Annotated in this window: 20 protein-coding genes; 14 read left to right on the top strand and 6 right to left on the bottom strand. The window is 66.5% G+C overall.

Annotated elements, in window-relative coordinates:
- Nucleotides 1-46: 46 nt before the first annotated feature.
- The 7 genes from acnD to pbpC all read left to right on the top strand — a co-directional run bounded on the left by acnD (nt 47) and on the right by pbpC (nt 13,712).
- Nucleotides 47-2,665, top strand: coding sequence for a Fe/S-dependent 2-methylisocitrate dehydratase AcnD (gene acnD, locus HFK18_RS10100; RefSeq protein ID WP_180166178.1), 2,619 nt, complete (start codon nt 47-49; stop codon nt 2,663-2,665).
- A gap of 100 nt (nt 2,666-2,765) precedes the next feature.
- Nucleotides 2,766-3,008, top strand: a complete 243-nt coding sequence (locus HFK18_RS10105; protein WP_176019927.1) for a type II toxin-antitoxin system ParD family antitoxin — start codon at nt 2,766-2,768, stop codon at nt 3,006-3,008.
- The gene (locus tag HFK18_RS10110; protein WP_180166180.1) at nt 3,005-3,367 is read left to right on the top strand and encodes a type II toxin-antitoxin system RelE/ParE family toxin; all 363 of its coding nucleotides are present in this window, start codon (nt 3,005-3,007) and stop codon (nt 3,365-3,367) included. Before HFK18_RS10105 ends, HFK18_RS10110 begins: the two co-directional genes overlap by 4 nt.
- Before the next feature lie 3 nt (nt 3,368-3,370).
- Nucleotides 3,371-4,549: a 2-methylaconitate cis-trans isomerase PrpF gene (gene prpF / locus HFK18_RS10115; RefSeq protein WP_180166182.1), complete on the top strand. Its 1,179-nt coding sequence runs from the start codon at nt 3,371-3,373 to the stop codon at nt 4,547-4,549.
- 148 nt (nt 4,550-4,697) lie between these two features.
- Complete coding sequence (locus HFK18_RS10120) at nt 4,698-6,158, top strand: bifunctional 2-methylcitrate dehydratase/aconitate hydratase (protein WP_180166184.1); 1,461 nt, start codon at nt 4,698-4,700, stop codon at nt 6,156-6,158.
- A 212-nt stretch (nt 6,159-6,370) separates the two neighbouring features.
- Nucleotides 6,371-11,278, top strand: coding sequence for an alpha-2-macroglobulin (locus HFK18_RS10125; RefSeq protein WP_180166186.1), 4,908 nt, complete (start codon nt 6,371-6,373; stop codon nt 11,276-11,278).
- Between the two features lie 49 nt (nt 11,279-11,327).
- Nucleotides 11,328-13,712 carry a penicillin-binding protein 1C gene (gene pbpC / locus HFK18_RS10130; RefSeq protein WP_180166188.1) on the top strand — a complete coding sequence of 795 codons (2,385 nt, stop codon included), beginning with the start codon at nt 11,328-11,330 and terminating at the stop codon, nt 13,710-13,712.
- Nucleotides 13,713-13,952: 240 nt separating this feature from the next.
- Here pbpC and HFK18_RS10135 read toward each other — a convergent pair whose 3' ends face one another.
- A complete protein-coding gene (locus HFK18_RS10135; RefSeq protein WP_180166190.1) occupies nt 13,953-14,534 on the bottom strand; it encodes a ferritin-like domain-containing protein in 582 nt (193 codons plus the stop codon).
- A gap of 30 nt (nt 14,535-14,564) precedes the next feature.
- Nucleotides 14,565-15,047, bottom strand: coding sequence for a peroxiredoxin (locus HFK18_RS10140; RefSeq protein WP_180166192.1), 483 nt, complete (start codon nt 15,045-15,047; stop codon nt 14,565-14,567).
- Nucleotides 15,048-15,305: 258 nt separating this feature from the next.
- Between HFK18_RS10140 and HFK18_RS10145 the strand changes: the two genes are divergently transcribed.
- Nucleotides 15,306-16,202 carry a DnaJ C-terminal domain-containing protein gene (locus HFK18_RS10145; RefSeq protein ID WP_180166194.1) on the top strand — a complete coding sequence of 299 codons (897 nt, stop codon included), beginning with the start codon at nt 15,306-15,308 and terminating at the stop codon, nt 16,200-16,202.
- A 107-nt stretch (nt 16,203-16,309) separates the two neighbouring features.
- Here HFK18_RS10145 and pilH read toward each other — a convergent pair whose 3' ends face one another.
- On the bottom strand, nt 16,310-16,681 hold the full coding sequence (gene pilH / locus HFK18_RS10150) for a twitching motility response regulator PilH (protein WP_005410644.1): 372 nt from the start codon (nt 16,679-16,681) through the stop codon (nt 16,310-16,312).
- 88 nt (nt 16,682-16,769) lie between these two features.
- Nucleotides 16,770-17,765, bottom strand: a complete 996-nt coding sequence (locus tag HFK18_RS10155; protein WP_180166196.1) for a YhdH/YhfP family quinone oxidoreductase — start codon at nt 17,763-17,765, stop codon at nt 16,770-16,772.
- 152 nt (nt 17,766-17,917) lie between these two features.
- On the opposite strand from HFK18_RS10155, the gene hflK reads away from it, so the two are divergent.
- From hflK to HFK18_RS10180, 5 genes are all read left to right on the top strand, one after another.
- Nucleotides 17,918-19,054, top strand: a complete 1,137-nt coding sequence (gene hflK / locus HFK18_RS10160; protein WP_180166198.1) for an FtsH protease activity modulator HflK — start codon at nt 17,918-17,920, stop codon at nt 19,052-19,054.
- Nucleotides 19,051-19,914: a protease modulator HflC gene (locus HFK18_RS10165; protein WP_089236460.1), complete on the top strand. Its 864-nt coding sequence runs from the start codon at nt 19,051-19,053 to the stop codon at nt 19,912-19,914. The genes hflK and HFK18_RS10165 overlap by 4 nt, the downstream gene beginning before the upstream one ends.
- A gap of 67 nt (nt 19,915-19,981) precedes the next feature.
- A complete protein-coding gene (locus tag HFK18_RS10170; RefSeq protein WP_089236459.1) occupies nt 19,982-20,167 on the top strand; it encodes a DUF2065 family protein in 186 nt (61 codons plus the stop codon).
- Between the two features lie 314 nt (nt 20,168-20,481).
- Nucleotides 20,482-21,774 carry an adenylosuccinate synthase gene (locus tag HFK18_RS10175; RefSeq protein ID WP_025877044.1) on the top strand — a complete coding sequence of 431 codons (1,293 nt, stop codon included), beginning with the start codon at nt 20,482-20,484 and terminating at the stop codon, nt 21,772-21,774.
- Between the two features lie 106 nt (nt 21,775-21,880).
- Nucleotides 21,881-22,519: a hypothetical protein gene (locus tag HFK18_RS10180; RefSeq protein ID WP_180166646.1), complete on the top strand. Its 639-nt coding sequence runs from the start codon at nt 21,881-21,883 to the stop codon at nt 22,517-22,519.
- A 30-nt stretch (nt 22,520-22,549) separates the two neighbouring features.
- Here the strand turns inward: HFK18_RS10180 and HFK18_RS10185 are convergent, their stop codons facing one another.
- Both HFK18_RS10185 and HFK18_RS10190 read right to left on the bottom strand, forming a co-directional pair.
- Nucleotides 22,550-23,194 carry a M23 family metallopeptidase gene (locus HFK18_RS10185; RefSeq protein ID WP_180166200.1) on the bottom strand — a complete coding sequence of 215 codons (645 nt, stop codon included), beginning with the start codon at nt 23,192-23,194 and terminating at the stop codon, nt 22,550-22,552.
- Nucleotides 23,195-23,198: 4 nt separating this feature from the next.
- Entirely contained in the window at nt 23,199-24,164 is a 966-nt protein-coding gene (locus HFK18_RS10190) for a L,D-transpeptidase family protein (RefSeq protein ID WP_180166201.1), read from the bottom strand.
- 234 nt (nt 24,165-24,398) lie between these two features.
- Between HFK18_RS10190 and HFK18_RS10195 the strand changes: the two genes are divergently transcribed.
- Complete coding sequence (locus tag HFK18_RS10195; RefSeq protein WP_180166203.1) at nt 24,399-26,525, top strand: methyl-accepting chemotaxis protein; 2,127 nt, start codon at nt 24,399-24,401, stop codon at nt 26,523-26,525.
- The last annotated feature ends 36 nt before the right edge of the window (nt 26,526-26,561 follow it).

Consider the following 26,561-nt stretch of genomic DNA (forward strand, 5'->3'; position numbering starts at 1 on the left):
CGCCGCATCGCCGGCACCCGGCCCGCCTCAAGCATTCCGCCAGCCCATGAATATCGACTATCGCAAGAACCTCCCCGGCGCCTCGCTGGACTACTTCGACGCGCGCGCCGCGGTCGATGCCATCCAGCCCGGTGCCTATGCCACGCTGCCGTACGTTTCGCGCGTGCTGGCCGAAAACCTGGTGCGTCGCTGCGACCCGGCCACGCTGACCGACTCGTTGAAACAGCTGATCGAGCGCCGTCGCGACCTGGACTTCCCGTGGTTCCCGGCGCGCGTGGTGTGCCATGACATCCTCGGCCAGACCGCGCTGGTCGACCTCGCTGGCCTGCGTGATGCGATCGCCGACAAGGGCGGTGACCCGGCCAAGGTCAATCCGGTGGTGCCGGTGCAGCTGATCGTCGATCACTCGCTGGCGGTGGAGTGCGGTGGTTTCGATCCGCAGGCGTTCGAGAAGAACCGCGCCATCGAGGATCGCCGCAATGAAGATCGCTTCCACTTCATCGACTGGACCAAGCTGGCCTTCGAGAACGTGGACGTGATTCCGCCGGGCAACGGCATCATGCATCAGATCAACCTGGAGAAGATGTCGCCGGTGATCTACGTGCAGGACGGTGTGGCCTTCCCCGATACCTGCGTGGGCACCGACAGCCATACCCCGCATGTGGATGCGCTGGGCGTGATCGCCATCGGCGTGGGCGGCCTGGAAGCGGAGAACGTGATGCTGGGCCGCGCGTCGTGGATGCGCCTGCCGGACATCATCGGCGTCGAGCTGACCGGCAAGCCGCAGCCGGACATCACTGCCACCGACGTGGTGCTGGCCCTGACCGAGTTCCTGCGCAAGGAACGTGTGGTCGGCGCCTGGCTTGAATTCTTCGGCGAGGGTGCCGCCGCACTGACCATCGGTGATCGCGCCACCATCTCCAACATGTGCCCCGAATACGGCGCCACCGCCGCGATGTTCTACATCGACGGGCAGACGCTTGATTACCTGCGCCTGACCGGTCGCGAGGAAACGCAGGTCGCACTGGTCGAAAACTACGCGCGCAGCACCGGCCTGTGGGCCGATGACCTGGTCACCGCGGAGTACGAGCGCGTACTGCACTTTGATCTGTCGACGGTGGTGCGCAACATGGCCGGCCCGAGCAATCCGCATCGCCGCCTGCCGGTATCGGAACTGGTCGAGCGTGGAATCGCCGATGCCGCCAAGCTGGAGGCCGGCAAGGCCGAACAGGCACAGGGCCTGATGCCCGACGGTGCGGTGATCATCGCCGCCATCACCAGCTGCACCAATACCTCCAACCCGCGCAATGTGATCGCTGCGGCGCTGCTGGCACGCAAGGCCAACGAGCGTGGCCTGCTGCGCAAGCCGTGGGTGAAGTCGTCGCTGGCGCCGGGTTCGAAGGCCGTGCAGCTGTACCTTGAGGAATCCGGCCTGCTGCCTGACCTGGAGAAGCTGGGCTTCGGCATCGTCGCCTTCGCCTGCACCACCTGCAATGGCATGAGCGGCGCGCTGGATCCGAAGATCCAGCAGGAAATCATCGATCGCGACCTGTACGCCACCGCAGTGCTGTCGGGCAATCGCAACTTTGATGGCCGCATCCATCCGTACGCGAAGCAGGCCTTCCTTGCCTCGCCGCCGCTGGTGATCGCCTACGCCATCGCCGGCACCATCCGCTTCGACATCGAAAAGGATGTGCTGGGCGTGGACACCGACGGCAACGAGGTGCGCCTGAAGGACATCTGGCCGAGCGACGCGGAAATCGATGCGGTGGTGAAGGCTGCGGTGAAGCCGGAGCAGTTCCGCAGCGTCTACAACCCGATGTTCAACGTGCGCGTGGAGCACGCTGCAAAGGTCAGTCCGCTGTACGACTGGCGCGCGCAGAGCACCTACATCCGCCGCCCGCCGTACTGGGAGGGCGCACTGGCCGGTGAGCGCACGCTGGCGGGCATGCGTGCGCTGGCAGTGCTGCCGGACAACATCACCACCGACCACCTGTCGCCGTCCAACGCGATCCTGGCGTCGAGTGCTGCCGGTGAGTACCTGGCGAAGATGGGCCTGCCGGAAGAGGACTTCAATTCCTACGCCACCCACCGCGGCGACCACCTGACTGCGCAACGTGCCACCTTCGCCAACCCGAAGCTGTTCAACGAGATGGTGCGCAACGAAGATGGCAGCGTGAAGCAGGGCTCGCTGGCGCGCGTGGAGCCGGAAGGCAAGGTCATGCGCATGTGGGAGGCGATCGAGACCTACATGGAGCGCAAGCAGCCGCTGATCATCATCGCCGGTGCCGATTACGGCCAGGGCAGTTCGCGTGACTGGGCCGCCAAGGGCGTGCGTCTGGCTGGCGTAGAGGCCATCGTTGCCGAAGGCTTCGAGCGCATCCACCGTACCAACCTGATCGGCATGGGCGTGCTGCCGCTGGAGTTCAAGCCGGGCACCACCCGCCTGACCCTGGGCATCGACGGCACCGAGACCTTCGATGTGATCGGCGAGCGGACGCCGCGCGCAGAGTTGCGCGTGGTCATCCACCGCCGCGATGGCCAGGACGTGATCGTGCCGGTGACCTGCCGCCTGGACAGCGACGAGGAAGTGGCGATCTACGAGGCCGGCGGCGTGCTGCAGCGCTTCGCCCAGGACTTCCTGGAAGGCGCCAAGGTGGCGTGATGCCGGACTGAATGCCTGCTCCCGGAGGTTGGGGGCGGGCTTGTCCGACATGAGGGCAGGGCGCACACTGACTTGGCAAATATTGCCAATGGAGAGTCTCATGGCCACCATGAATATTTCGCTGACCGATCCGCTCAAGCAGTTCGTGGACGAAGAAGTGCGCGAAGGTGGCTATTCCAGCACCTCCGACTACGTGCGCGACCTGATTCGCCAGCGCCAGAGAAGCAAGGCCGAAGAGCTGCTCAGGCAGTTGATTGCCGAGGGTCTGGCGTCAGGTCCTTCGGCGCCTCTGCCGCCGGATCACTTCGACAAGCTGCGTGAGCGTGCACGGAACCGCAAGTGAAGCCCTTGCACTGGTCCCCTGCGGCAGTTCGAGATCTCGACCAGGCAGCAAGCTGGTATGGAGATCAAGGCGGAGAGGCGCTGGAAATCGGCTTCATCGATGCGGTGGAGTCCGTAGTGAAGCTTATCGAAGCACACCCCGGTGCCGGTTCCGCACTGCATGCGGATCTGTTGCCCTCGCTGTCAGCGCCGTTGCGCTTTCATCCGGTTCGTCGCTTCGACGGCTACCTGGTCTATTACGTGGAGCTGCCTGCGCACATTTCCATCGTGCGCATCTGGAATGCTGCGCGGGGCATGGGAGCATTTTTCGAAGACGATGAGCCCACCCCCGATATCGGTTCACAGTATTCAGGATATTGATCCATGACCTTCTTCCCGCAACTCCGTATTCCCGCCACCTACATGCGTGGCGGCACCAGCAAGGGCGTGTTCTTCCGCCTGCAGGACCTGCCCGAAGCCGCGCAGACGCCGGGCGCCGCGCGCGATGCGCTGCTGATGCGCGTGATCGGTTCGCCCGACCCGTATGGCAAGCAGACCGACGGCATGGGCGGCGCGACGTCCAGCACCAGTAAGTGTGTGATCATTTCCACCGCTTCGGTGCCCGACCACGACGTGGATTACCTGTACGGCCAGGTGTCGATCGACACGGCATTCGTGGACTGGAGCGGCAACTGCGGCAATCTCAGCACCGCTGTCGGGCCGTTCGCCATCGCCAACGGCCTGATCGATCCGGCGCGCGTGCCGCGCGATGGCTTGTGCACGGTGCGCATCTGGCAGGCCAACATCGGCAAGACCATCATCGCCCACGTGCCCATGTGCAATGGCGAAGTGCAGGAGATCGGCGATTTCGAACTGGATGGCGTGACCTTCCCGGCGGCCGAGATCCAGCTGGAGTTCCTCGATCCGTCCGACGATGGTGATGCTGGTGCGATGTTCCCCACCGGTAACCTGGTCGACACGCTGGACGTGCCGGGCGTGGGCAGTTTCGAGGTGACGATGATCACCGCCGGCATCCCGACCATTTTCCTCAATGCTGCCGACCTCGGTTACATCGGCACCGAGCTGCAGCCGGCGATCAATGAAGACAAGGCGGCGCTGGAGCGCTTCGAGAAGATCCGTGCCTATGGCGCCTTGCGCATGGGCCTGATCCAGACGCTCAAAGATGCGGCAACCCGCCAGCACACGCCGAAGGTGGCCTTCGTCGCTTCGGCACAGGACTACGTGTCGTCCAGCGGCAAGGCGATTGCAGCGGCGGACATCGATCTGCATGCGCGCGCGCTGTCGATGGGCAAGCTGCACCACGCGATGATGGGCACCGCTGCAGTGGCGATCGGTACCGCCGCGGCAATCCCCGGCACGCTGGTCAATCGTGCGGCCGGTGGCGGCGAACGTGAAGCGGTGACCTTCGGTCATCCCTCCGGCACGTTGCGTGTGGGTGCGCAGGCGGCGCTCGTTGACGGCCAGTGGACGGTGTCCAAGGCCATCATGAGCCGCAGTGCCCGCGTGCTGATGGAAGGCAAGGTGCGGGTGCCCGCCGAGTGATGGGCTGGTCGGCGGTGGCATCACATGCTTCGGTAGATGCCAACCTTGGTTGGCATGGAGAAGGCAGCGCCGGGTGAACGTCCGCGCCAACCAAGGTTGGCGACTACCGGGTCTGGCGTGGCCTGGCAAACCTACGAGGAGATCGACGATGTCCGAGAATCACACCCCATCCAACACGCGTGCAGCCTGGGATGCGCTGCTGGTGGACATCGTCGACTACGTGCGTGACACCCACATCGATTCACCGCTGGCGTTCCAGACTGCGCATCACTGCCTGCTCGACACGCTTGGCTGCGGGCTGGAGGCGCTGTCCTTCCCCGCCTGCAGCAAGCTGCTGGGGCCGCTGGTGCCGGGCATCAGCGTGGCCAATGGCGCGCGTGTCCCCGGCACCAACTTCGTACTCGATCCGGTGCAGGCGGCCTTCAACATCGGCGCAATGGTGCGCTGGCTGGATTTCAACGACACCTGGCTGGCCGCCGAATGGGGCCACCCCTCGGACAACCTGGGTGGCATCCTTGCCGTAGCCGACTGGCTCGGCCGCAATGCGGCCGCGTTGCGACGCCCGCCGCCGACCGTGCGCGACGTGCTGCTGGCGATGATCAAGGCGCACGAGATCCAGGGCGTGTTGGCGCTGGAGAACTCCTTCAACCGCGTTGGCCTGGACCACGTGCTGCTGGTCAAGGTGGCCACCACCGCTGTCGTCGCGCAGATGCTCGGGCTGGACCGCGAGCGCATGCTCAATGCGGTGTCGCTGGCCTGGGTGGATGGGCAGGCGCTGCGCACCTACCGGCATGCGCCCAACACCGGCTCGCGCAAGAGCTGGGCAGCCGGTGATGCGACCAGCCGTGGCGTGCGCTTGGCGCTGATGGCCGCCACCGGCGAGATGGGCTACCCCAGCGTGCTCAGTGCACCGACCTGGGGCTTCGAGGCGGTATCGATGCATGGCCAGGCGCTGACCCTCGGCCGCGCCTTCGGCAGCTACGTGATGGAAAACGTGCTGTTCAAGATCAGTTTCCCGGCCGAGTTCCACGGCCAGACAGCGGTGGAGGCTGCGGTCCTGCTGCACCATCAGCTGCGCGCGCTGGGGCGGAAGGTCGAGGACATCGAGCACATCGCGATCCGTACCCAGCAAGCCTGCATCCGCATCATCGACAAGCAGGGGCCGCTGCACAACCCGGCCGACCGCGACCACTGCGTGCAGTACATGGTCGCCATCGCGCTGCTGCATGGGCGGCTGGTGGCCGAGGACTACGAGGACGACACGGCGGCCGATCCGCGCATCGACACGCTGCGGGCGAAGATGGCCTGCCATGAAGACCCGCAGCTCAGCGCCGATTACCTGGATCCCGACAAGCGCAGCATCGCCAACGGCCTGAGTGTGCGTTTCAGTGATGGCAGCGGGCTGCCGGAGGTGCTGGTGGAGTACCCGCTGGGCCACGCGCGCCGGCGCGCAGAGGGTATTCCGCTGCTGATGGACAAGTTCCGCCGGCATCTGGCGCACCGCTTCCCGACTGCCCAGCAGCAACGGATCCTGGCTGCCTCGCTGGACCCGGTCGCGCTGGCGGCGATGCCGGTGACCGACTACGTGGACCTGTACCTGCCGGGGTAGAGGGGCATCGCCCGGGCCGAGGCTGTGCCGGGCACCGGCGCTGAGTTTGATTTGGCGGGTGCCGACCTTGGTTGGCACAACGCCGGCAGTGGATGCGTGACGCACAGCGCCAACCAAGGTTGGCACCTACCGGGTTTCCGGTGACGGGTGCCCGGCGTCAACGCCTTGACGCGGCGGCCCTATAATGGGTACCTCGATCAAGGAGTGACGACATGAGCGGTCCGGCACGGCGGATGCGGTGGGGATGGACGGCAGCTTTGCTGGCAGGAGGCCTGTTGCTGGGCCTGGCCGGTTGCCGCAACGACAGCGGGCAGCTGCCGAAGGCCAGCGGCGAGGCCATCGCCACCAAGGCCGAGCAGGTGAAGGAGTTCACCCTGCTGCGAGCCTACCCGGACCAGAAAAGTGAAGGACTGTCGCTGGCGCTGGAGTTCTCGCGCCCGTTGGTCGGCACCCAGGACTTCGACACGCTGGTGCGCTTCGAAGAGAAGGTCGGCAACGATGACAGTAGCTGGACCCTGTCCGATGACGGCCTGACCCTGCGCTACCCCTTCGTCGAAGCCGGCAAGGAATTCAGTCTGGTCGTCTCCCCGGACCTGCTGGCCGCCGATGGCAGCCGCCTGGGCAAGGAACTGAAGCAGAAGGTGTTCAGCGGCGAGCTGAAGCCGGTGGCCGGTTTCGCCTCGCACGGCAGCGTGCTGCCGGCCAAGGACAGCCGCGGCCTGCCGGTGGTGTCGGTGAACGTGCCGGAGGTCGATGTCGAGTTCCTGCGCGTGCGCGAAAAGGACCTGCCGACCTTCTTCAGCCAGTACCAGCGCGGCGGTCGCCGTGGCAGCTGGGAACTGAGCAGCGACTACGAGCGCAGCCCGATCAACAAGCTGGCCGAGCCGGTCTACGTCAACCGTTTCATTCTGGGTGGCAAGCAGAACGAGCGGGTGCTGACCTACCTGCCGACCCAGGACATCAAGGAGCTGCAGGAGCCGGGGCTGTATTTCGCCCTGCTCAAGCGCACCGGTGACTACGAGGGTGAGTTCGATACCGCGTTCTTCTCGGTCAGCGACATCGGCCTGCACACCCGCGCGTACAAGGACAAGCTGTTCGTACACACCGCCGCGCTCAAGGACGGTGCATCGCTGAAGGGTATCGACCTTCGCGTGCTCGATGCCAAGGGCGAGGTGGTGCTGAAGGGCAGCACCGACAGCAACGGCAATGCGCTGCTGAACTACACCCTGGACGCCACCCACGTGCTGGTGGCCAGCAGCGGCAAGGACACCAGCTTCCTGCCCTTCAACCAGCCCGCGTTGGACCTGAGCGAGTTCGCCGTGGCCGGCCGTGACAACGCCTGGTTCGATGTCTACGCCTGGTCGGGCCGCGACCTGTACCGCCCGGGTGAGACGGTGCGCCTGTCGGCGCTGCTGCGTGACAACGATGGCAAGCCGGTGAAGAGTCAGCCGGTGTTCCTGCGCCTGAAGCAGCCCGACGGCAAGACCTTCCGCGAAACCCGCGTGCAACCGGGCGAACAGGGCTACATCAATTTCGAGCAGACCATTCCCGCCGAGGCGCCGACCGGGCGCTGGCAGGTCGAGTTCCGCACCGACCCGGCCAGCAAGGAAGCGATCCAGGGCATGACCCTGCGCATCGAGGAGTTCCTGCCCGAGCGCATGAAGCTGGACCTGGACAGCGCCCAGAAGACGCTGAAGCCGGGCGAAGACCTGCGTCTGCAGGCCAACGGTGCCTATCTGTATGGTGCCCCGGCCGATGGCAACCGCTTCACCGCGCGCATGGCGGTGGCCGCCGAACAGAAGCCGGTGGAGGGGCTGCCGGGTTACTTCTTCGGTGACCCGACCCTGCAGCTGCCGCGCGAAGCCAAGGATGTGATCGACACCACGCTGCCGGCCAATGGCCAGCTGCGCGAAGACGTGTCGTTGCCGGAAGAAGCGGTCAAAGCGAAGGCGCCGATCGCGGTGGTACTGTCTGGCAGCCTGTATGAAACCGGTGGCCGCACGGTCACCCGCACCCTGAAGCGGGTGGTGTGGCCGGCCGCCGCACTGGTCGGCGTGCGCCCGTTGTTCAACCCGGACGACGGCGCTGATTCCAACGGCAACGCGCGCTTTGAACTGATGCGCGTGGATGCGGACGGCAAGCCGCAGCCGGCCAAGGGCCTGAAGATCACCCTGGTGCGCGAGCTGCGCGACTACCACTGGACCTTCAACGACAACCGCTGGGATTACGATTTCACCCGCCGTTTCGAAAACAAGGAAACCCGTACCGTCGATGCGGGCGGCAGCGCGGTCGCCTTCGACTTCCCGGTGGAGTGGGGCGAATACCGGGTGGACGTGTTCGATCCGTCCACCGGCCTGACCAGCCGCTATCCCTTCCGCGCCGGCTGGAGCTGGGGCGATGACAACCGTGGCCTCGATGCCCGCCCGGACAAGGTCAAGCTGGGCCTGGACAAGACCGGCTACAAGGCCGGCGATACCCTGGAAGTGACGGTGACCCCGCCGCACGCCGGCAAGGGTGTGCTGATGGTCGAGACCGACCGCATGCTGTACGTGCAGGACATCGACGCCAAGCCCGGTGCCACCTACAAGATTCCGGTCACCGCCGATTGGGAGCGCCACGACGTCTACATCACCGCCCTGGTGTTCCGCGGCGGCAGTGCGCCGAGCAAGATCACCCCGGCCCGCGCGGTGGGCGTGGTGCACGTGCCGATGGACCGCAAGGGCCGCACCGTAGCCGTCGGCCTGGCCGCACCCAAGCAGATGCGACCGGAGCAGGATCTGCCGGTGACGGTCAGCGCACCGCAGCTGGCCGGCAAGACCGCGCACGTCACTGTTTCGGCGGTGGACGTGGGCATTCTCAACATCACCCGCTTCCCGGTGCCTGATGCTGGCGCGCACTTCTTCGCCCAGCGCCGCCTTGGCATCGATGCCTATGACATCTACAGCCGGGTGATCGAGAGCTTCGACGGCAGCAGTGGCAAGTTGAAGTTCGGTGGCGACATGGCACTGCAGGCGTTGCCGCAGGCCAAGCGGCCGACCGCGCGCGTGCAGACCGTGGACCTGTTCTCCGGCCCGGTGCAGCTCGATGCCAAGGGCATTGCCCGCATCCGCCTGAAAGTGCCGGATTTCAATGGCACCCTGCGCGTGTCAGCGCTGGTCTACAGCGATGACCAGTACGGCAAGCGCGATGTGGAAACCATCGTGCGCGCGCCGATCCTGGCCGAGGCCAGCATGCCGCGCGTGCTCGCCCCGGGCGACCGCAGCACCGTCACCCTGGACGTGCAGAACTTCACCGGCAAGCCCGGTCAGTTCAACGTGCGCGTGGACAGCGAAGGCCCGCTCAGCCTGAGCGAAGGCACCCGTAGCGTGCAGCTCAATGCTGATGCCAAGACCACGTTGAGCTTCCCGTTGTCGGCGCGCGAGGGCCACAGCGTGGCCAAGGTGCGCGTGCGCGTGGATGGCAACGGCTTCAAAGCCGACCGCCGCTACGATCTGCCGGTACGCGCGGCGTGGCCGCAGGTGCTGCGTTCGCAGGTGCGCACGCTCGATCCGCTGGCTGCGGTGAGCCTGGATGGCAGCCTGATGGACGGGCTGATGTCCGAATCGGTCAATGCCCGCCTGTTGGTCAGCCCGCTGCCGCCGATCCCGTTCGCCAGTGCGCTGCAGGGCGCGCTGAACTACCCGTACGGCTGCGCCGAACAGACCACCAGCAAGGGCTACGCCGCGCTGATCCTGGACCAGGCGACTTCGTCCATGCTCGGCGCTGATGGGCTGGACGCGAAGACCCGTCGCGAGCGCATGGAAGGCGCGTTCGGTCGCCTGGCATCGATGCAGGTGGCCAACGGCAACTTCTCGATGTGGGGTGACGATGGCTACGTGAACCCGTGGCTGACGCCGTACATCGCCGAGTTCCTGCTCGATGCCAAGGACGGTGGTTTCGCGGTGCCGGACAACGTGCTGCAGAAGGCGCTGAACCGCCTGAGCGAAGACCTGCTGTCCGGTGGCAACCAGTTCTACGGTCAGGAAAAGCGCGAAAGCCTGAAGTTCGCCAACCAGGCGTACTCGGGTTACGTGCTGGCCCGCGTCAATCGCGCACCGCTGGGCACCCTGCGCACGCTGTACGACAACGAACGCAGCAAGGCCGTGGGTGGCCTGTCGCTGGTGCACCTGGGCGTGGCGCTGTCGCTGCAGGGCGATGCCAAGCGTGGCCAGGCTGCTCTTGCGGCCGGCTTCGCCAAGTCCAGCAGCGAACGCCCGTCGTACTTCGGCGACTACGGCAGTGCCGTACGCGACGACGCACTGATGATCGCGCTGACCCACGAAAACAAGTTGGCCAAGCCGGCATGGGATGCACGCGCGGTCGATCTTGGCCGCGGCCTGGATGCGCGCCGCAACAGTGGCTGGATGTGGCTGAGCACGCAGGAACAGGTGGCCATCGCCCGCCTCGGCAAGGCGTTGGCTGCCAACCAGAAGGCACTGGTGGCAGGTGAGCTGGTGATCGGTGGCAGCACCGAGGCCATCGGCGAGCGCAAGCTGTTTGGTCGCAACTTCGATGCAGGGCAGCTGGCCGCGGGCGTGCGCTTCACGCCGCAGGGGCAGCCGCCGATGTTCGCCAGCATCGACGTGGCCGGCATCCCGCGCAGCGCACCGGCACCGGACAACAGCGTAATCGGCGTCGAGCGCAGTTACTTCGGCACCGATGGCAAGCCGTGGTCGCCGCGTCCGCTGAAGGAGGGTGAAGCGCTGATCGTGCGCGTCACCATCACCGCCGACAGCGAGATGCCCGATGCGCTGCTGACCGACCTGCTGCCGGCAGGCCTGGAGATCGAGAACCTCAACCTGGGCGATGCCAAGCAGTGGGCCGACGTGGTGGTGGATGGCATCACCATCAGCGACCGCAGCGAAGCGGCCGATACCAAGCACGAAGAGTTCCGCGATGACCGCTACGTGGCGGCGCTGAAGCTCTCGCGCGGCAGCAAGGCCAATGTGTTCTATCTGGTGCGTGCGGTCACTCCGGGTACCTACACGGTGCCGCCGTCGCTGGTGGAGGACATGTACCGGCCGCAGCTGCGTGGCGTCGGCCGCAGCAACCCGACCACGTTGACGGTGGTACAGCCGTGATCGTGCGGACGGGCCGCGACGGCGCGGCCCGTCCCACAGGATGCCGTGGATGAAGGTGGGATCGCTGAAAACGCGGCTGCCGCGCCTGCGGCAGCGGCTGCAACCGCTGTGGCCGTGGCTGCGCTGGGGCACGGCTGCGTTGCTGACGCTGTTGCTGGTGCTGGATGTCGTCTTCCCGCCACCGTTGCCGAAGCAGCGCGACACCAGCACGCTGGTGGTTGCCGCTGACGGCAGCCCGTTGCGTGCGTTCGCCGACGCCGAGGGCGTGTGGCGCTATCCGGCGTCGGTCGACAGCGTCTCGCCGCTGTACCTGCAGGCGCTGCTGACCTACGAGGATCGCTGGTTCTGGCAGCACCCGGGCATCAATCCGCTGGCGATCCTGCGTGCCAGCGGCCAGTTGCTGCGCGGTGGCCGCATCGTCTCCGGTGGCTCGACCCTGACCATGCAGGTCGCGCGCATTCTGGATCCGCATACACGCACCCCCTGGGGCAAGCTGAAGCAGATGCTGCGTGCGGTGCAGCTGGAAGTGCACCTGTCCAAGCGCGAGATCCTCGCGTTGTATCTGGAGCGCGCGCCCTACGGTGGCACTATCGAGGGCGTGGAAGCGGCCAGCTGGGCCTATCTGGGCAAACCGGCCGCGCAACTCTCGCATGCCGAGGCCGCGCTGCTGGCGGTGCTGCCACAGGCGCCCAGTCGCTTGCGCCCGGACCGTCATCCCGAAGCCGCGCAGAAGGCACGCGACAAGGTGCTGGCGCGCATGGCCGAGCTGGGCGCGTGGACGCCGGACGAAGTGGAAGATGCGCGCATCGAGAACGTGGTTGCACGCTCACTGCGTCCGCCGTTGCATGCCGCACTGCTGGCGCAGCGCCTGCATTCGGCGCAGCCGGGCAAGGCGCGGATCCAGAGCAGCATCGACATCGGCCTGCAGCGCACCCTGGAAGAGCGCGTGGCCAGCTATTTCTCCACGCTGCCCGAGCGCACCTCGGCGGCGCTGCTGGTGGTCGACAACCAGACCCTGCAGGCGCGTGCTTACGTCGGCACGCTGTCGTTCGGTGATCGGCAACGGCTGGGTCACGTGGACATGGTGCAGGCCTGGCGTTCCCCGGGCTCCACGCTGAAGCCGTTCCTGTACGCGATGGCACTTGATGATGGCCTGATCCACTCCGAGAGCCTGCTGGTGGATGCACCGCAGAGTTTCGGCAATTACCGGCCGGGCAACTTCGACATGGCCTTCAACGGACCGATCAGTGCCGCCAGTGCCTTGCGTCTGTCGTTGAATGTGCCGTCGGTCGACCTGCTGCAACGGGTGGGTGCCGCACGCTTCGCCGCGCGCTTGTCGCACGCCGGCATCCAGCTGCGTTTCCCGCCGGGCAGCTCGCCGAATCTGTCGCTGATTCTTGGCGGCAGCGGCGCGCGCCTGGAAGACCTGGTCGGTGCATTTGCTGCACTCAACCGAAACGGCATTGCCGGCCGCGTGCGCTACACCGATGACGAACCGATGATCGAGCGCCGGCTGGCGTCGCCCGGTGCCAGCTGGATCGTGCGCGAGATGCTGGAATCGAACCCGCGCCCGGGCTATGGCGTTGGTACGTTCGACGTTGGCGGGCGCCCGCGCGTGGCCTGGAAGACCGGCACCAGCTATGGCTACCGCGATGCGTGGGCGATCGGCAGTACCCGCCACTACACGGTGGGTGTGTGGGTGGGGCGGCCCGATGGCACGCCGCTACCGGGTCAGTACGGTGCGGTCACGGCGTTGCCGCTGATGTTCGAAGTGGTCGACAGCCTGCCGCGCCAGCGCGGCGATGCGGCGGCCGCGCCGATGCCGGCCAGCGTGACCGAGGCGGACATCTGCTGGCCGACCGGTGAACTGGCCGAAGCGTTGCCTACCGAACTCTGCCAGCGACGCCTGTCGGCTTACCTGCTGGACGGCGCGGCGCCGCCCACGTTCCCGGAGCGCGATGCGCGTCGTTGGCAGCCCGGTCGTCAACGTTACCTGGCCGACGCGCGCACCGGCCTGCGGGTATCGGCTGACTGCAGCGCACCGCATGACGAAGTCGCGCGCGAGATCGCGCGATGGCCGGCGCTGCTGTCGCCCTGGCTGCCCAAGGCCACGCGCGATGCCTCACAGCTTCCTGCCCTGTCAGCGGACTGCCGCGACGATGGTCGCGAGGCCAGCGTGGCCCTGCATATCGATGGCCTCAACGAGGGTGCGACGCTGGCGCGTGCGCCGAATGCTGAGCATGGTGTACGCCTGCAGCTGCGCGCATTGGGCAGCGAGCAGGCCGTGGATTGGCTGCTGGATGGCCGCTGGATTGCGCAGACGCGCGGTGCGCAGCTGATGCAGCGTGAGTTCGCCGATCCGGGCGCACATACGTTGACCGCGCTGGCCGCAGACGGCGCCTGGACGCAGGTACGGTTCAACGTCCTCAGGTAGGTTCGACCTTGGCCATGACCCGGCGCTACCGATGCACCATGACCCGGTAGGTGCCAACCTTGGTTGGCCCGCTCAGAAGCTGCCCACCAAGGTGGGCGACTACCAAGGCGTTCGCCGGGCATGGTCCGGCACCCCTGATGCACCATGACCCGGTAGATGCCAACCTTGGTTGGCATGCGCAGAAACTGCCAACCAAGGTTGGCAACTACCGGGGTATTCGCCGGCTATGGCCCGGAGCTGTTATTCCCCGATCCAGCCCTCCAGCAGGTCGGCGAACTCATCGGCGTGCTCCTCCTCCTGGGCCAGGATCTCCTCCAGAATGCGCTTGGTGGTGGTATCGCTGTCGCCGATGAAGTTGATCATCTCGCGGTAGCTGTCGATGGCGATGCGCTCGGCCACCAGGTTCTCGCGGACCATGTCGCGCAGGTCGCTGCCTTCCTTGTATTCGGCATGCGAGCGTGCGGTCAGCGTGTCCGGATTGAGGTCCGGTTCGCCGCCGAGCTGGACGATGCGCTCGGCCAGCTTGCTCGCATGTGCCTGTTCCTGCTGCGCGTGCTCGAGGAACTCCCCCTTGACTGCATCGGCCAGCATGCCCTTGGCCATGAAATAGTGGCGGTAATAGCGCAGCACGCACACATATTCGGTGGCCAGTGCGTCGTTAAGCAGCTTTATCACCACCTTGCGGTCGGCGCTGTAGCTGTCGGTGATCGCACCGTCTTCGATGTTCTTCCGCGCCCGCTCGCGCAGGGTCTGGCGGTCGCTGATGCCGGCGACCTTGGCCGAAGGGGAGGCGTTGCTGGCTTTGGCTGGCTTGTTGGACATGGCTGGCCGGTTTCCTTTGCAGTCAGGGTTTCAGATTGGAAGGTGCTCCAGCACATACTCGGCCGAAGACACCTCGAACTGCCCGGGTTCCTCGATCCAGGCTGCGCGTACCGTGCCGTCCACCACGTACAGGGCAAAGCGGCGAGAACGGGTGCCCATGCCCGAGGCACTGGCATCGAGCTCCAGGCCAAGCGCGCGGGTCAGTTCCGCGTTTCCGTCGGACAACATCAGCAGACCGTCGGGCACGTGCTGGTCGGTGGCCCAGGCCTTCATCACGAACGGATCGTTGACCGCCATGCAGTAGACGTCGATGCCGCGCTTGCGGAAGGCATCGAATGATTCCACGTAGCCCGGCAGGTGGCGCGCCGAGCAGGTGGGGGTGAAGGCACCGGGCACGGCGAACAGCACCACCTTGCGCCCGTCGAACAGGGCGTGGGTATCGAGGGTCTCGATGCCTTCGCGGATGCGCTTGAGGGTGACTTCCGGAATGCGGTCGCCGACATGGATGGTCATGGGAACTCCTTGCTGGATGAGAGTAGGGGCCAGGAGGGGACGGACGCGTCAAGACATTGGAAAACCCATGTATACACCCCATCTCCGTCGTCCGCGGCGGGCTGTCAGCCACAGCATGGGGCAGGGCGATGGCAGGCGCATTGCGCTGGATCAGTCGGCCTCACCATTGCCGCACGACCGGCGGCGTAGCATCGCCGGCGCGTAGAATGAACCCGGGGCGGCGCCACCGGCGCCGCCGAAGCGAATCGAGGTAGCTGGATGGAATTCAAGGATTATTACGCCACCCTGGGGGTGGAACCGAGCGCGGGCGAAGCGGAAATCAAGACCGCTTATCGCCGACTGGCACGCAAGTACCACCCGGACGTCAGCAAGGAGGCCGGGGCCGAAGACAAGTTCAAGGCCATCAACGAGGCCTACGAGGCGCTGCGCGATCCCGAGAAGCGCGCGGCCTATGACCAGCTGCGCGCGCAGGGCTATCGCCCGGGCGAGGAATTCAATGTGCCGCCGAACTACGGCGGTGGCGGTTTCAATTTCGAGGAAGTGTTCGGTGGTGGTGGCGGAGGCCCCAATGGGGGCTTCAGCGACTTCTTCGAGAGCCTGTTCGCGCGCCAGCGCGGCGGCCAGAGCGCGGGTCCCGGTCCGGGCTTCAGCAGCCACGGCCACGCGCCCAACCGCGACACCCGGGCCAAGCTGTCGGTACCGCTGGAGGCGGCCTATAACGGCGACAGCCTGCGCATCACCGTCAACGGCAAGCAGCTGGACGTGCGCGTGCCCAAGGGCATCCGTCCCGGGCAGGTGATCCGCCTGGCCGGGCAGGGCAACCACGGCGGCAACCTGCTGCTGGAAGTGGAGTACGCCGCGCATCCGCAGTTCGAGGTGGATGGCCGCAACATCCTGTACACGCTGCCGGTCACCCCGTGGCAGGCGGCGCTGGGCACCAGCATCAGCGTGCCGACCCTGGGCGGAGCGGTGGAGCTGAAGATTCCGGCCGACTCCGATGCCGGTCGCAAGCTGCGCCTGCGTGGGCGTGGCCTGCCGGGCAGCCCGGAAGGCGATCAGATCGTCGAGCTGGAGATTGTCGCCCCGGCGGCGACGGATGAGGCGCAGAAGAAGGCCTATCGGAATCTGGCCAAGGCGTTTGGCGAAACGATCTGAGATTTGCTTCGATGGGTGCGGACCTTGGTCCGCACGCCTTGCGGTAGTGCCGGCCGCTGGCCGGCAAAGGCGTGCCAACCAAGGTTGGCAGCTACCAGAGCGGTGTGTCAGCCCTGGCCGGCGAACACCCGCTCCAGCACTTCGGACAGTTCGTCTTCCGAGAACGGCTTGGTGATGTAGGCCTTGGCACCCTGGCGCATGCCCCACATGCGGTCGGTGTCCTGGTCCTTGGTGGTCACCAGGATCACCGGAATGTGCCGGGTCGCTTCATCGCGGGCGAGGGTGCGGGTGGCCTGGAAGCCATTGAGGTTGGGCATCACCACGTCCATCAGCACCAGGTCGGGCAGCTCGGCCTTGGCGGTCTCCACCCCGGCCGCGCCATCGGTGGCGGTCAGGATCTGGTGCCCGAGCTTCTCGACGATGCGCTGTATCCCCAACAGCTGCGACGGTGAGTCGTCGACGATCAGAATGCGTGCCATGTTGTTCCCCATGTGATGCCGGAAGTGTAGTGCCGGCATCCTGTTGGCGGGAGGGCGACAGCTGCCGTCCGTCGCCTGCCTGCGACGTTCAGTCGATCCGCACCACCGTGCGGCCAAGCGAGCCGCCCGCCAGCATGCGATCGAACACCGCAGGCAGGCCGTCCAGGCCGACTTCGGCGGTGCAGATGCGGTCCAGGTGCTGCGGTTTCCACGCGTCGCCCAAGCGTGCCCACACTTCTTCGCGCAGCGCGCGCGGGGCATTGGCCGACGACACACCAAGCAGCGATACACCGCGCAGGATGAAGGGCATCACGGTCATGTCCAGCGTCGGGCTGGCGGCCAGGCCTGCACTGACCACGCTGCCATAGGGCACGGTCTGTGCCAGCAGACTGGCCAGCATCGGCCCGCCGGCGTTGTCCAGGCCTCCACCGAAGCGTGCCGACTGCAGCGGACCGGTGTCGGCAAGGGCATCACGCGGCAACACTTCGGCAGCACCGATGTCGCGCAGGAAGTCGGTCTGCTCCGTTTTGCCGCTGATCGCGTGCACGGCATAGCCGGCGCGGCTGAAGATGTCCACGGCCAGGGCACCGACTCCACCGCTGGCGCCGGTGACCGCCAGTGGCCCCAACTCGGGCGTCTGCCGGTTGTCCTGCAGGCGCAGCAGGGCCAGCGCGGCGGTGAAGCCGGCGGTGCCCAGCACCATTGCCTCGCGCGGGCTCAGGCCTGCCGGCTGGGCGATGACCGCGCTCGATTCCAGTCGCACGTACTGGCTGTAGCCGCCATCGCGGGTTTCGCTGAGGCCGCAGCCGGTGGCCAGTACCGCATCGCCCTCGCGCCAGGCCGGATCGGTGGAGGCGACCACCGTGCCGGCCACGTCGATGCCGCCCACCAGCGGGAAGCGCCGCAGGATCCGGCCTTTGCCGGTGCCGGCCAGGGCATCCTTGTAGTTGACCGAGGACCAGTGGGCACGGATCAGCACCTGGCCGGGGTTGAGGTCGTCCAGGCTCAGCGGCACCAGGCCGCTGCGGTAACCGGCGTCGTCGTTTTCGATGCGGAAGGCGGTGAACGGGGTGGTGGGGGCCATCGGCGTTGCCTGACTTCAAGGAAAACGCCACCTTACCCGTTCCGGACCCTTTCAATCCTGCCGGTCAGCCCCATCTTGTATGATCGGTAGTGGTTCATGGCTGGCGTTGCGGGAAGGGCCCGCGTCGCAGCCCACATCTTGATGGAGCGTGCATGGCCTGGAATACACCCGGCGGCAACAAGGGCGGACAAGGCCCCGAGGACAATCGACGCGGGCCGTTCGGGTCGCGCGGCGGTGGCAATGGTGGCGGCTGGGGCGGATTGCCCGGACCGCTGAAGGATCTGTTCGACGGCGGCATCCTGCGTTGGGTGGCGGCAGCAGTGGTCCTGCTGGTGCTGTTCTCCAGCTTCCAGCTGATCGGCGAACAGCAGCGTGGCGTCGTGCTGCGCTTCGGCCAGTTCTCGCGCATCCTGACCCCAGGCCCGAACTTCAAGTTGCCCTGGCCGATCGAATCGGTCACCAAGGTCAACGCCACCGAGATCAAGACCTTCTCGATCCAGGTGCCGGTGCTGACCCGCGACGAGAACATCGTCAACGTCTCGTTGAACGTGCAGTACCGCATCGATGACCCGCAGCAGTATCTGTTCGGCACTGTCGATGCCAACCAGGTGCTGGAACAGTCGGCGCAGAGCGCGGTGCGCGAGGAAGTCGGCCGCGCCGACCTCAACGCCGTGTTGAACAACCGTGGCCCGCTGGCCGTGGCCGCTGAAGAGCGCCTGCAGACATTGCTGGCGGCCTTCAAGACCGGTCTGACCGTGACCGGCCTGACCCTGCAGGACGCCCGTCCGCCGGAAGAGGTCAAGCCGGCCTTCGACGAGGTCAACGGTGCCCAGCAGGTCAAGGAGCGCCTGATCAACGAAGCCCAGGCCTATGCGGCCAAGGTCGTGCCTGAAGCGCGTGGCCAGTCCTCGCGTGCCCGTACCACCGCCGAAGGCTATAAGCAGGCCGTGGTATCCAAGGCCGAGGGTGATGCCCAGCGCTTCAGCCTGCTGCAGGCCCAGTACAAGGAAGCACCGGAAGTCACCCGCAAGCGCCTGTGGCTGGAAACGGTGCAGCAGGTGTTGAGCGAGAACCGCAAGGTCATCGGCGGCGATGGCCGTCAGCTGATCTACGTGCCGATGACCGGCGATACCCGTGCCAGCACCTCGGCACAGGCGCCGGTACCGAACCCGGACGTGGTGATGCCGTCGCTGCCGGGTACCACGGCAGTGGAAGCTTCCCGTGATCCGGGCCGGCCGGTGGGCCGCCCGACCGGGCGTTCGAGCGGCCGTGAGGAGGGCAGCCGATGAGAAATTCAATGTGGATCGCCGTTGTCGTAGCGGTGCTGCTGGGCCTGCTGGGCTCGGTGTACGTGGTCCGTGAGGACCAGACCGCCATGGTCCTGAACCTGGGCAAGGTGGTGCGTTCGGACATCAAGCCGGGCCTGCACTTCAAGCTGCCGGTGGTGGAAACGGTGCGGGTGTTCGACCGCCGCTTCCAGGTGCTGGACACCGCCCCGGCACGCTACTTCACCGCCGAGCAGAAGGACGTCAGCGTTGACTTCTTCGCCATCGGTTACATCTCCAACGTGGGTGATTACTTCCGTGCCACCGGTGGCGATCCGCGTATCGCCAACGCCCGCCTGGCACCGATCATCACCGACTCGCTGCGCAACCAGATCAACTCGCGCACCCTGCAGCAGCTGGTCTCCGGCGACCGCAGCGAGCTGATCGCCGAGCAGCTGAAGGGGATCAACGAAGCCGTTGCCGGTCTGGGCATGCAGATGATCGACCTGCGCATCAAGCAGGTGGATCTGCCGACCGACAGCCAGGTGATCAATGACGTGTACGAGCGCATGCGCGCCCAGCGCAAGCAGGAAGCCGCCAAGCTGCGCGCCGAAGGCGAGGAGCAGTCGCTGACCATCCGCGCCCAGGCCGACCGTGACAGCACCGTGCTGATCGCAGAAGCCGAACGCGATGCCCAGCGCCTGCGTGGTGAAGGCGATGCCGAGGCCGCGCGCATCTACGGCAAGGCTGGTTCGGCTGACCCGTCGTTCTACGCGTTCTACCGCAGCCTCGAGGCCTATCGCGGCTCGATGACCGACGGCAACGGCGTGATCGTGCTGGACAAGAACGACCCGTTCCTGCAGTACCTCAAGAACGATCGCTGAGTCCGCACGGCAGTACCTCACGGGGCCCGGCCATACGTCGGGCCCCGTGCTTTTCCGGAGTTCCCCCATGAAAGATCTGTTCGCCGCCGTCTGCCTGGTCGCGGTGCTGGAAGGCCTGTTGCTGTTCGCCGCCCCCGTGGCCTGGAAGCGCATGGCCGAACGCCTGCTGGACCTGCCCAGCCCGGCCCTGCGCAGCTTCGGTGGCCTGGTTCTGCTGGCCGGGCTGAGCCTGCTGTGGTGGGTGCGGCACTGAGGGCCCGGCACGGCCGCCTGCGTCTGGCTCTGGTAGATGCCAACCTTGGTTGGCATTGACGGCCAGCGGCCGGCACCACCGGGGCAGGGCGCCTGACCGGCCGGTGAAGCCGTCCGTCGGAAAGGTGGCAGCCGACCCCGGAAACCCGGATAATGCACAAAAGCCGGACGGGCCTCCCCGTTCGGCTTTTTCCGTGTCTGGGCCTTCCATCGCCGGCCGCTCCCCGTTTGGAGCCGCCACCCAAGCGCTGGCCAGCCCCGCTGCGGTTTACCCGTCCGCGGCCCCGATGGCCGCAACAAATAGAGGAACCCGTCATGGGTCAGTCTGTCGTAGTGCTTGGTGCCCAGTGGGGCGATGAAGGCAAGGGCAAGATCGTCGATCTGCTCACTGAGGAAATCGGCGCGGTCGTGCGCTTCCAGGGCGGCCACAATGCCGGCCACACCCTGGTCATCAACGGCAAGAAGACCGTCCTGCACCTGATCCCGTCGGGCATCCTGCGTGACGATGCGCTGTGCCTGATCGGCAACGGCGTGGTGATCTCGCCGGCTGCGCTGCAGAAGGAAATCGCCGAGCTGGAAACCTCCGGCGTGGAAGTGCGTTCGCGCCTGAAGATCTCCCCGGCTGCGCCGCTGATCATGCCGTACCACATCGCCCTGGACCAGGCGCGCGAACGCGCTGCCGGCGGCAAGGCGATCGGCACCACCGGCCGTGGCATCGGCCCGGCCTACGAAGACAAGGTGGCGCGTCGCGGCATCCGCATCGCCGACCTGCATTACCCCAAGCAGCTGGAAGAACTCCTGCGCACCGCGCTGGATTACCACAACTTCGTGCTGACCAAATATCTGAACACCGACGCGGTCGATTTCCAGAAGACCTTCGACGAGGCGCTGGCCTTCGGCGAGTACGTGCAGCCGATGAAGTCCGACGTTGCCGGCATCCTGCATGACCTGCGCAAGCAGGGTAAGCGTGTGCTGTTCGAAGGTGCGCAGGGCGCGCTGCTGGACATCGACCACGGTACCTACCCGTACGTCACCAGCTCCAACACCACCGTGGGTGGTGCGCTGGCCGGTGCCGGCGTCGGCGCCGATGCGATCGACTACGTGCTGGGCATCGCCAAGGCCTACGCGACCCGCGTTGGCGGTGGCCCGTTCCCGACCGAGCTGGACGATGAAATCGGCCAGGGCATCCGCGACCGCGGTGCCGAGTACGGTGCCTCGACCGGCCGCCCGCGTCGTTGCGGCTGGATGGACATCGTCGCCCTCAAGCGCGCCGTGGCCATCAACGGCATCAGCGGCCTGTGCATCACCAAGCTGGACGTGCTGGACGGCATGGAAAAGCTGAAGGTCTGCATCGCCTACGAATACAACGGCAAGCGTACCGAGTACGCGCCGCTGGACGCGCAGGGCTGGGAAGAGTGCACCCCGGTGTACCTGGAGTTCCCGGGCTGGACCGAGAACACCCACGGCATCACCAACTGGGACGACCTGCCGCCGGCCGCGCGCGCTTACCTGCGTTCGCTGGAAGAGCTGGCCGGCTGCCCGATCAGCATCGTCTCCACCGGCCCGGACCGCGACCACACCATGGTCCTGCAGGATCCGTTCGCCTGAGCGACCGCACGCTGACGTGAAGGAAAAGCCCCGCGAAAGCGGGGCTTTTTCGTTAGTGTGTACGCCGTGCCAGCAGGGAAGCGGACCGATGACCGACGATGTCAGCGTGAGAGGGACCAGGGTGCTGCGGATCACCCTGTGGGTGTTCTGGGGCCTGTGGGCAGCCGCTTGTGTGGTGCTGGCGGTGGGCGCTGTGGCCAACCACCTGGCCTCACGCACGCAGACACTGCCGCTGGTGCTGAGCCCCGGAGCGAGCGCGGAGATCACGGTCTACCGCTTCATTGACGATCGCCTGCGCTTGCGGCTGCGCTACCCGCCCAACGCTGCCGACCCGGCCCTCGACCCCGAGGTGCTGATGCGCATCGAAACGCCCAACGAGCACGCGGACTTCCGCGCAAGCCTGCGATCAGGCCCGCCCGCGACGGAGGTTGTGCGCCGGGTGGAAACCGTTGAAACAGCAGGTTTCACCGCCGCGTACTTCGGCTACGGCCGCGGTGACGCATTGCCCCGTGGCCGATCCTGGCTGCGGGTAACCGTGCTGGAGGTGGAGCCGGCGCTGGCCGGCAGGCCGGCAACCGTCGAGCTGCAACCGCCGCTGGATCTTCTGAAACTGACCGACCTGGACTACATCTGGCTGTGGCCATTCTTCTTCTGGAAACTGGTGGCGCTGTTGCTGCTGATTCCAGGCATCGCACTGGTGATCTTCACCATCGCGCTGCGCAGGAAGGGGCCACGCGCTGCATAGACGCCCCGGACAAACCGTGGGGGTTGCGACTTAATCCCCTCCGTCCCCTTTTTTCAGCAGCGGATAGGGGTTGAGCGATTCGCCCTTCCACCACTGTTTTTCCGGTCCCAGCGCGTGTACTTCGAAATGCAGGTGTGGGGCCTCGGGGTTGGCGTTGCCGGTGCTGCCGACGTAGCCGATCACATCGCCGCGCTTGATGGTCTGCTTCTCGGCCAGGCCGTCGGCGTAGCGCTGCAGATGCGCGTAGTAGTAGCACCAGCGGCCGCTGGGTTCGAACTGGTAGATCGTCAGGCCGCCGCGTTTGCTGTCGAACAGTTTCTCGACATGGCCATCGGCCACGGCCAGCACCGGCGTGCCGGCAGCGGCCATGATGTCGATGGCATCGTGCACACGGCCTTCGCTGCGTGCGTCGGTGAAGGTGTCCTGCAGTTGCGACGGCGCAATGCCCTGTACCGGCAGCAGCAGACCGGAGGGTGTGTCGCCGGTGGCTGCTGGGGCGGGCGCAGCGATTGCCGTCGCTGTCTGCTCCGCGGGTACGGCATGTGCGTGGTCCGCCGCAACCACTGCAGGAGAGTGGGCAGCCGCGCCATCAGACGGCTCGCCATCGCGCTGCAGCCACCACCCGGCAGCCACGCCCATCACCAGTCCCAGCACGATCAGTTGCGCGAGTCGCATCGGCTTACTCCTGCATCACCACGACTACCGACGTATCCACCGCCGCGGCCACGCGCAGTGCATCCCAGTTGGTCATGCGCACGCAGCCGTGCGATTCGGTCTTGCCGACGTGGCCGGGCACCGGCGTGCCGTGCAGGCCGTAATGCGGCTTGGACAGGTCGATCCAGACCCGGCCGACCGGATTGTTCGGGCCGGGTGGAATCGTGGCCTTGCGATCGCCCTTCTTCGCGTCCCAGAACAGCTTCGGGTTGTAGTGGAATGGCGGGTCCGGGTACACGCCGAGGATCTTCCACTCCCCGATCGGCAGCGGGTCGTGCTCGCTGCCCGACGACACCGGTACCTGCGCGATCACCTTGCCCTGCACGTCCAGCAGTTGGAGGGTGGAGTCGGACTTGTCGACCACCAGCTTGGTGGCCTTGGGCAAAGCGGCCGGTGCAATGTTGGGCACCTGGATGCGGCTCCCGGCCTTGCTCAGATCCACGCCGGGATTGAGGGCCTTCAGCAGCTCCGGGGCGGCATGGAAACGTTCGCCCAGTGATTCTTCGATACTGCTGAAGCCCAGGGATTTCAGCTTGGCCTGTTCGGCCGGCTTCTTCGGGATGGCGACAAACGGACCGGCCACGTCTTCGGCGGTCAGCGTGTAGCTTGCCAGCGGACCAGCCGAATCGGCCTGCAGGGCCTTCCAGGTGGCGTCGTCCAGTTCACCGCTGACGGTCAGCCCGTGCGCAGCCTGGAAACCGGACACCGCACGGCGTTGATTGCTGCCCACTTCGCCATCGATCTCGCCCGGAGAGAAATTCGCACGGTCGAGCAGGACCTGCGCATGCAGGGGCGAGTGCGCCGCGGTGTCAGGGCCGGCCTTTTCGGCGATGGGCGCTGGCAGGCCGGCGGGCGGGGGCGTCTGCGCAAAGGCGGGCGACATCAGCAGCGACAGGGCGAGCAGGGCGGGGCGGCATACGGGCATGGGCATCTCCAGGCAGATCACGCCTCCACCCTGCCCGTACATGCTGCGCAGCCGCCGTGAAAGAAAACTGATGCCAGCATGAGCAGTGGGGCCAAGCCGCAGGGCCACCTTCCCACCGCAGAAGCGAAGGGCGGCGCCTCACCAAGGTGAACGGCTTCCGACGCAGGCGAGCGTGGGGCGATCAAGATTCCCGGTCGGCAGGCCGATATGGGCGCATCCCCCCCGTTTTGGATTCACCCCATGAACTACTTGAGGAACGTCAGGGTTGCCTGGCGTCTTGGGCTTGGCTTTGGCCTGTTGTTGCTGCTGGTTGCCGCCGTGGTGGCCACCGGCGCTACCGCCACCACCGTGCAGAAGCGCGCGATGGAGCAGGTGGTCGAGGTTGGCGTAGCCAAGGTACGGCTGCTGTCGGAGATGCTCGATGCCAACAACCAGATGATGGTCGTGCGCCGCGAGATGCTGATCCGCCAGGGCGAAGACCGCGCCAACGACGAGCAGCGCATCGCCGATCTGGTCAAGCGGTACGAGGCCAGCTGGACTGCCTACCAGGCCCTGCCCGGCGATGCCGAGGGCAAGGTGATCGGCGAGACCATCGCCGCCAAGCGTGCGCTCGCCCGTCCGCTCAACAAGCAGACCAGCGAACTGATGGAGCAGGGCGATTTCCCCGCTGCCGTGGCGCTGACCCTGGGGCCGGTGCAGGAAGCGGCCAATGGCTGGAACAAGGCCCTGGCCGATGGCGTGGCCTATGAGGAAAAGGAAAGCCGCGAGGCCGCCGCCGAGGCGATCCGCCTGGGCGAGCGCAGCCTGCTGCAGCTGCTGGCGCTGGGCGGCGTGGCCCTGCTGGTCGGCATCGCCGCGTCGGTGTTGATCGGCCGCAGCATGACCGGCCCGCTGGCACGTGCGGTGCAGCTGGCCGAGCGCTTGTCCAAGGGCGAACTGGACCAGGAATTCCGCCTGGGCGGTCGTGACGAGCTGACCCAGCTTGGCGAGGCCATGGCCAGCGTGCGCCAGAGTGTGCAGGCGGCGATCGGCGCGCAGCTGCAGATGGCCGAGCAGCATGAAGCCGGTGCGATCCGTTACCGGATGGATGCCAGTGCGTTCCCCGGCGACTTCGGTCGCATGGTGCAGGCCACCAATCACCTGGTCGAATCGCACGTGCAGGTGCAGTTGCTGATGGCCGAGGTGATGCAGCGCTATGCGATCGGCGATCTCAGCCGCGATCTGCCCGAGTACCCCGGCGAGAAGGGCACGCTGACCCGCACCCTGGCGGCGGTCAAGCAGAGCCTGATGGCGATCAACGCGCAGATCGATGAACTGGCCCGTGCCGCGCGCGCCGGCGATTTCAGCATGCGTGGCGACGCCGCGGCATTCCAGTATCAGTTCCAGGCGATGGTGAACCACCTCAACGGCATGATGGCCAGTTCGCAGGCCAGCATCGCCGATGTCTCCGACGTGCTGCGTGCGATCTCGCATGGCAACCTCACCGCGCGCATGGATGGCGAGTACGAAGGCGTGTTCGCGCGCATGCGTGACGACGCCAACACCACCACCGCGCAGTTGACCGGCATCGTGCGCGGCATCCAGGTCGCGGCCGACAGCATCAACAACGCGGCACAGGAACTGGCCGCCGGCAACAACGATCTGTCGCGCCGTACCGAACAACAGGCCGCGAATCTGGAAGAGGCCGCCGCCTCGATGGAAGAGCTGACCTCGACCGTGCGCCAGAACGCCGAGCTGGCCCGCCAGGCCGACAGCGAAGCGCACGCGGCCGGCGTTGCCGTGCGCGAGACCGAGCAGGCCATGGCACAGATGGCGACCGTGATGGGCGAGATCGATCAGTCTTCCGCGCGCATTTCGGAGATCTCCACGGTGATCGATGGCATCGCCTTCCAGACCAATATCCTGGCGTTGAATGCCGCGGTGGAAGCAGCGCGCGCCGGTGAACAGGGCCGCGGCTTCGCGGTGGTCGCCAGCGAAGTGCGTACGTTGGCACAGCGTGCCGGCGTCGCTGCCAAGGAGATCAAGGAACTGATCGAGGACGCCGCCGCCAAGGTGCAGAGCGGCCTTGCGGTGACCGTGCAGTCCGAAGCCGCGATTGCGCGCGTGGCCCAGGCCAGCTCGCGTACCACCCTGCTGATGAGCGACATCGCCGCCGCCAGCAAGGAACAGGCTGCCGGCATCGAGCAGGTCAACCAGGTGGTGGTGCAGATGGACCAGGTGACCCAGCAGAACGCGGCCCTGGTGGAAGAGGCCACCGCTGCCAGCCGCGCGCTGGAAGAACAGGCACATGCACTGACGACGTCGGTGTCGGTGTTCCAGCTGGAGCAGGGGGCGCGCATGCCCATCGTGCCTGCACGCGCGGCGTAAGCCAACGGCAGCGCGATGTTGGAGGGCGCCCTGCAT

Origin of the sequence: Stenotrophomonas sp. SbOxS2 (genome assembly GCF_013416715.1) — a bacterium.
In the GTDB taxonomy this organism is placed as follows: Bacteria; Pseudomonadota; Gammaproteobacteria; order Xanthomonadales; family Xanthomonadaceae; genus Stenotrophomonas; species Stenotrophomonas lactitubi.

Bases quoted from the DNA above. Each gene is read 5' to 3' on its own strand.
- HFK18_RS10175 (WP_025877044.1), top strand. From the start codon at position 20,482: ATGGGTCAGTCTGTCGTAGTGCTTGGTGCCCAGTGGGGCGATGAAGGC.
- prpF (WP_180166182.1), top strand. From the start codon at position 3,371: ATGACCTTCTTCCCGCAACTCCGTATTCCCGCCACCTACATGCGTGGC.
- HFK18_RS10105 (WP_176019927.1), top strand. From the start codon at position 2,766: ATGGCCACCATGAATATTTCGCTGACCGATCCGCTCAAGCAGTTCGTG.
- acnD (WP_180166178.1), top strand. From the start codon at position 47: ATGAATATCGACTATCGCAAGAACCTCCCCGGCGCCTCGCTGGACTAC.
- HFK18_RS10185 (WP_180166200.1), bottom strand. From the start codon at position 23,194: ATGCGACTCGCGCAACTGATCGTGCTGGGACTGGTGATGGGCGTGGCT.
- HFK18_RS10135 (WP_180166190.1), bottom strand. From the start codon at position 14,534: ATGTCCAACAAGCCAGCCAAAGCCAGCAACGCCTCCCCTTCGGCCAAG.
- HFK18_RS10120 (WP_180166184.1), top strand. From the start codon at position 4,698: ATGTCCGAGAATCACACCCCATCCAACACGCGTGCAGCCTGGGATGCG.
- HFK18_RS10190 (WP_180166201.1), bottom strand. From the start codon at position 24,164: ATGCCCATGCCCGTATGCCGCCCCGCCCTGCTCGCCCTGTCGCTGCTG.
- HFK18_RS10145 (WP_180166194.1), top strand. From the start codon at position 15,306: ATGGAATTCAAGGATTATTACGCCACCCTGGGGGTGGAACCGAGCGCG.
- HFK18_RS10165 (WP_089236460.1), top strand. From the start codon at position 19,051: ATGAGAAATTCAATGTGGATCGCCGTTGTCGTAGCGGTGCTGCTGGGC.
- HFK18_RS10140 (WP_180166192.1), bottom strand. From the start codon at position 15,047: ATGACCATCCATGTCGGCGACCGCATTCCGGAAGTCACCCTCAAGCGC.
- HFK18_RS10125 (WP_180166186.1), top strand. From the start codon at position 6,371: ATGAGCGGTCCGGCACGGCGGATGCGGTGGGGATGGACGGCAGCTTTG.
- pilH (WP_005410644.1), bottom strand. From the start codon at position 16,681: ATGGCACGCATTCTGATCGTCGACGACTCACCGTCGCAGCTGTTGGGG.
- HFK18_RS10155 (WP_180166196.1), bottom strand. From the start codon at position 17,765: ATGGCCCCCACCACCCCGTTCACCGCCTTCCGCATCGAAAACGACGAC.
- HFK18_RS10170 (WP_089236459.1), top strand. From the start codon at position 19,982: ATGAAAGATCTGTTCGCCGCCGTCTGCCTGGTCGCGGTGCTGGAAGGC.
- HFK18_RS10195 (WP_180166203.1), top strand. From the start codon at position 24,399: ATGAACTACTTGAGGAACGTCAGGGTTGCCTGGCGTCTTGGGCTTGGC.
- hflK (WP_180166198.1), top strand. From the start codon at position 17,918: ATGGCCTGGAATACACCCGGCGGCAACAAGGGCGGACAAGGCCCCGAG.
- pbpC (WP_180166188.1), top strand. From the start codon at position 11,328: ATGAAGGTGGGATCGCTGAAAACGCGGCTGCCGCGCCTGCGGCAGCGG.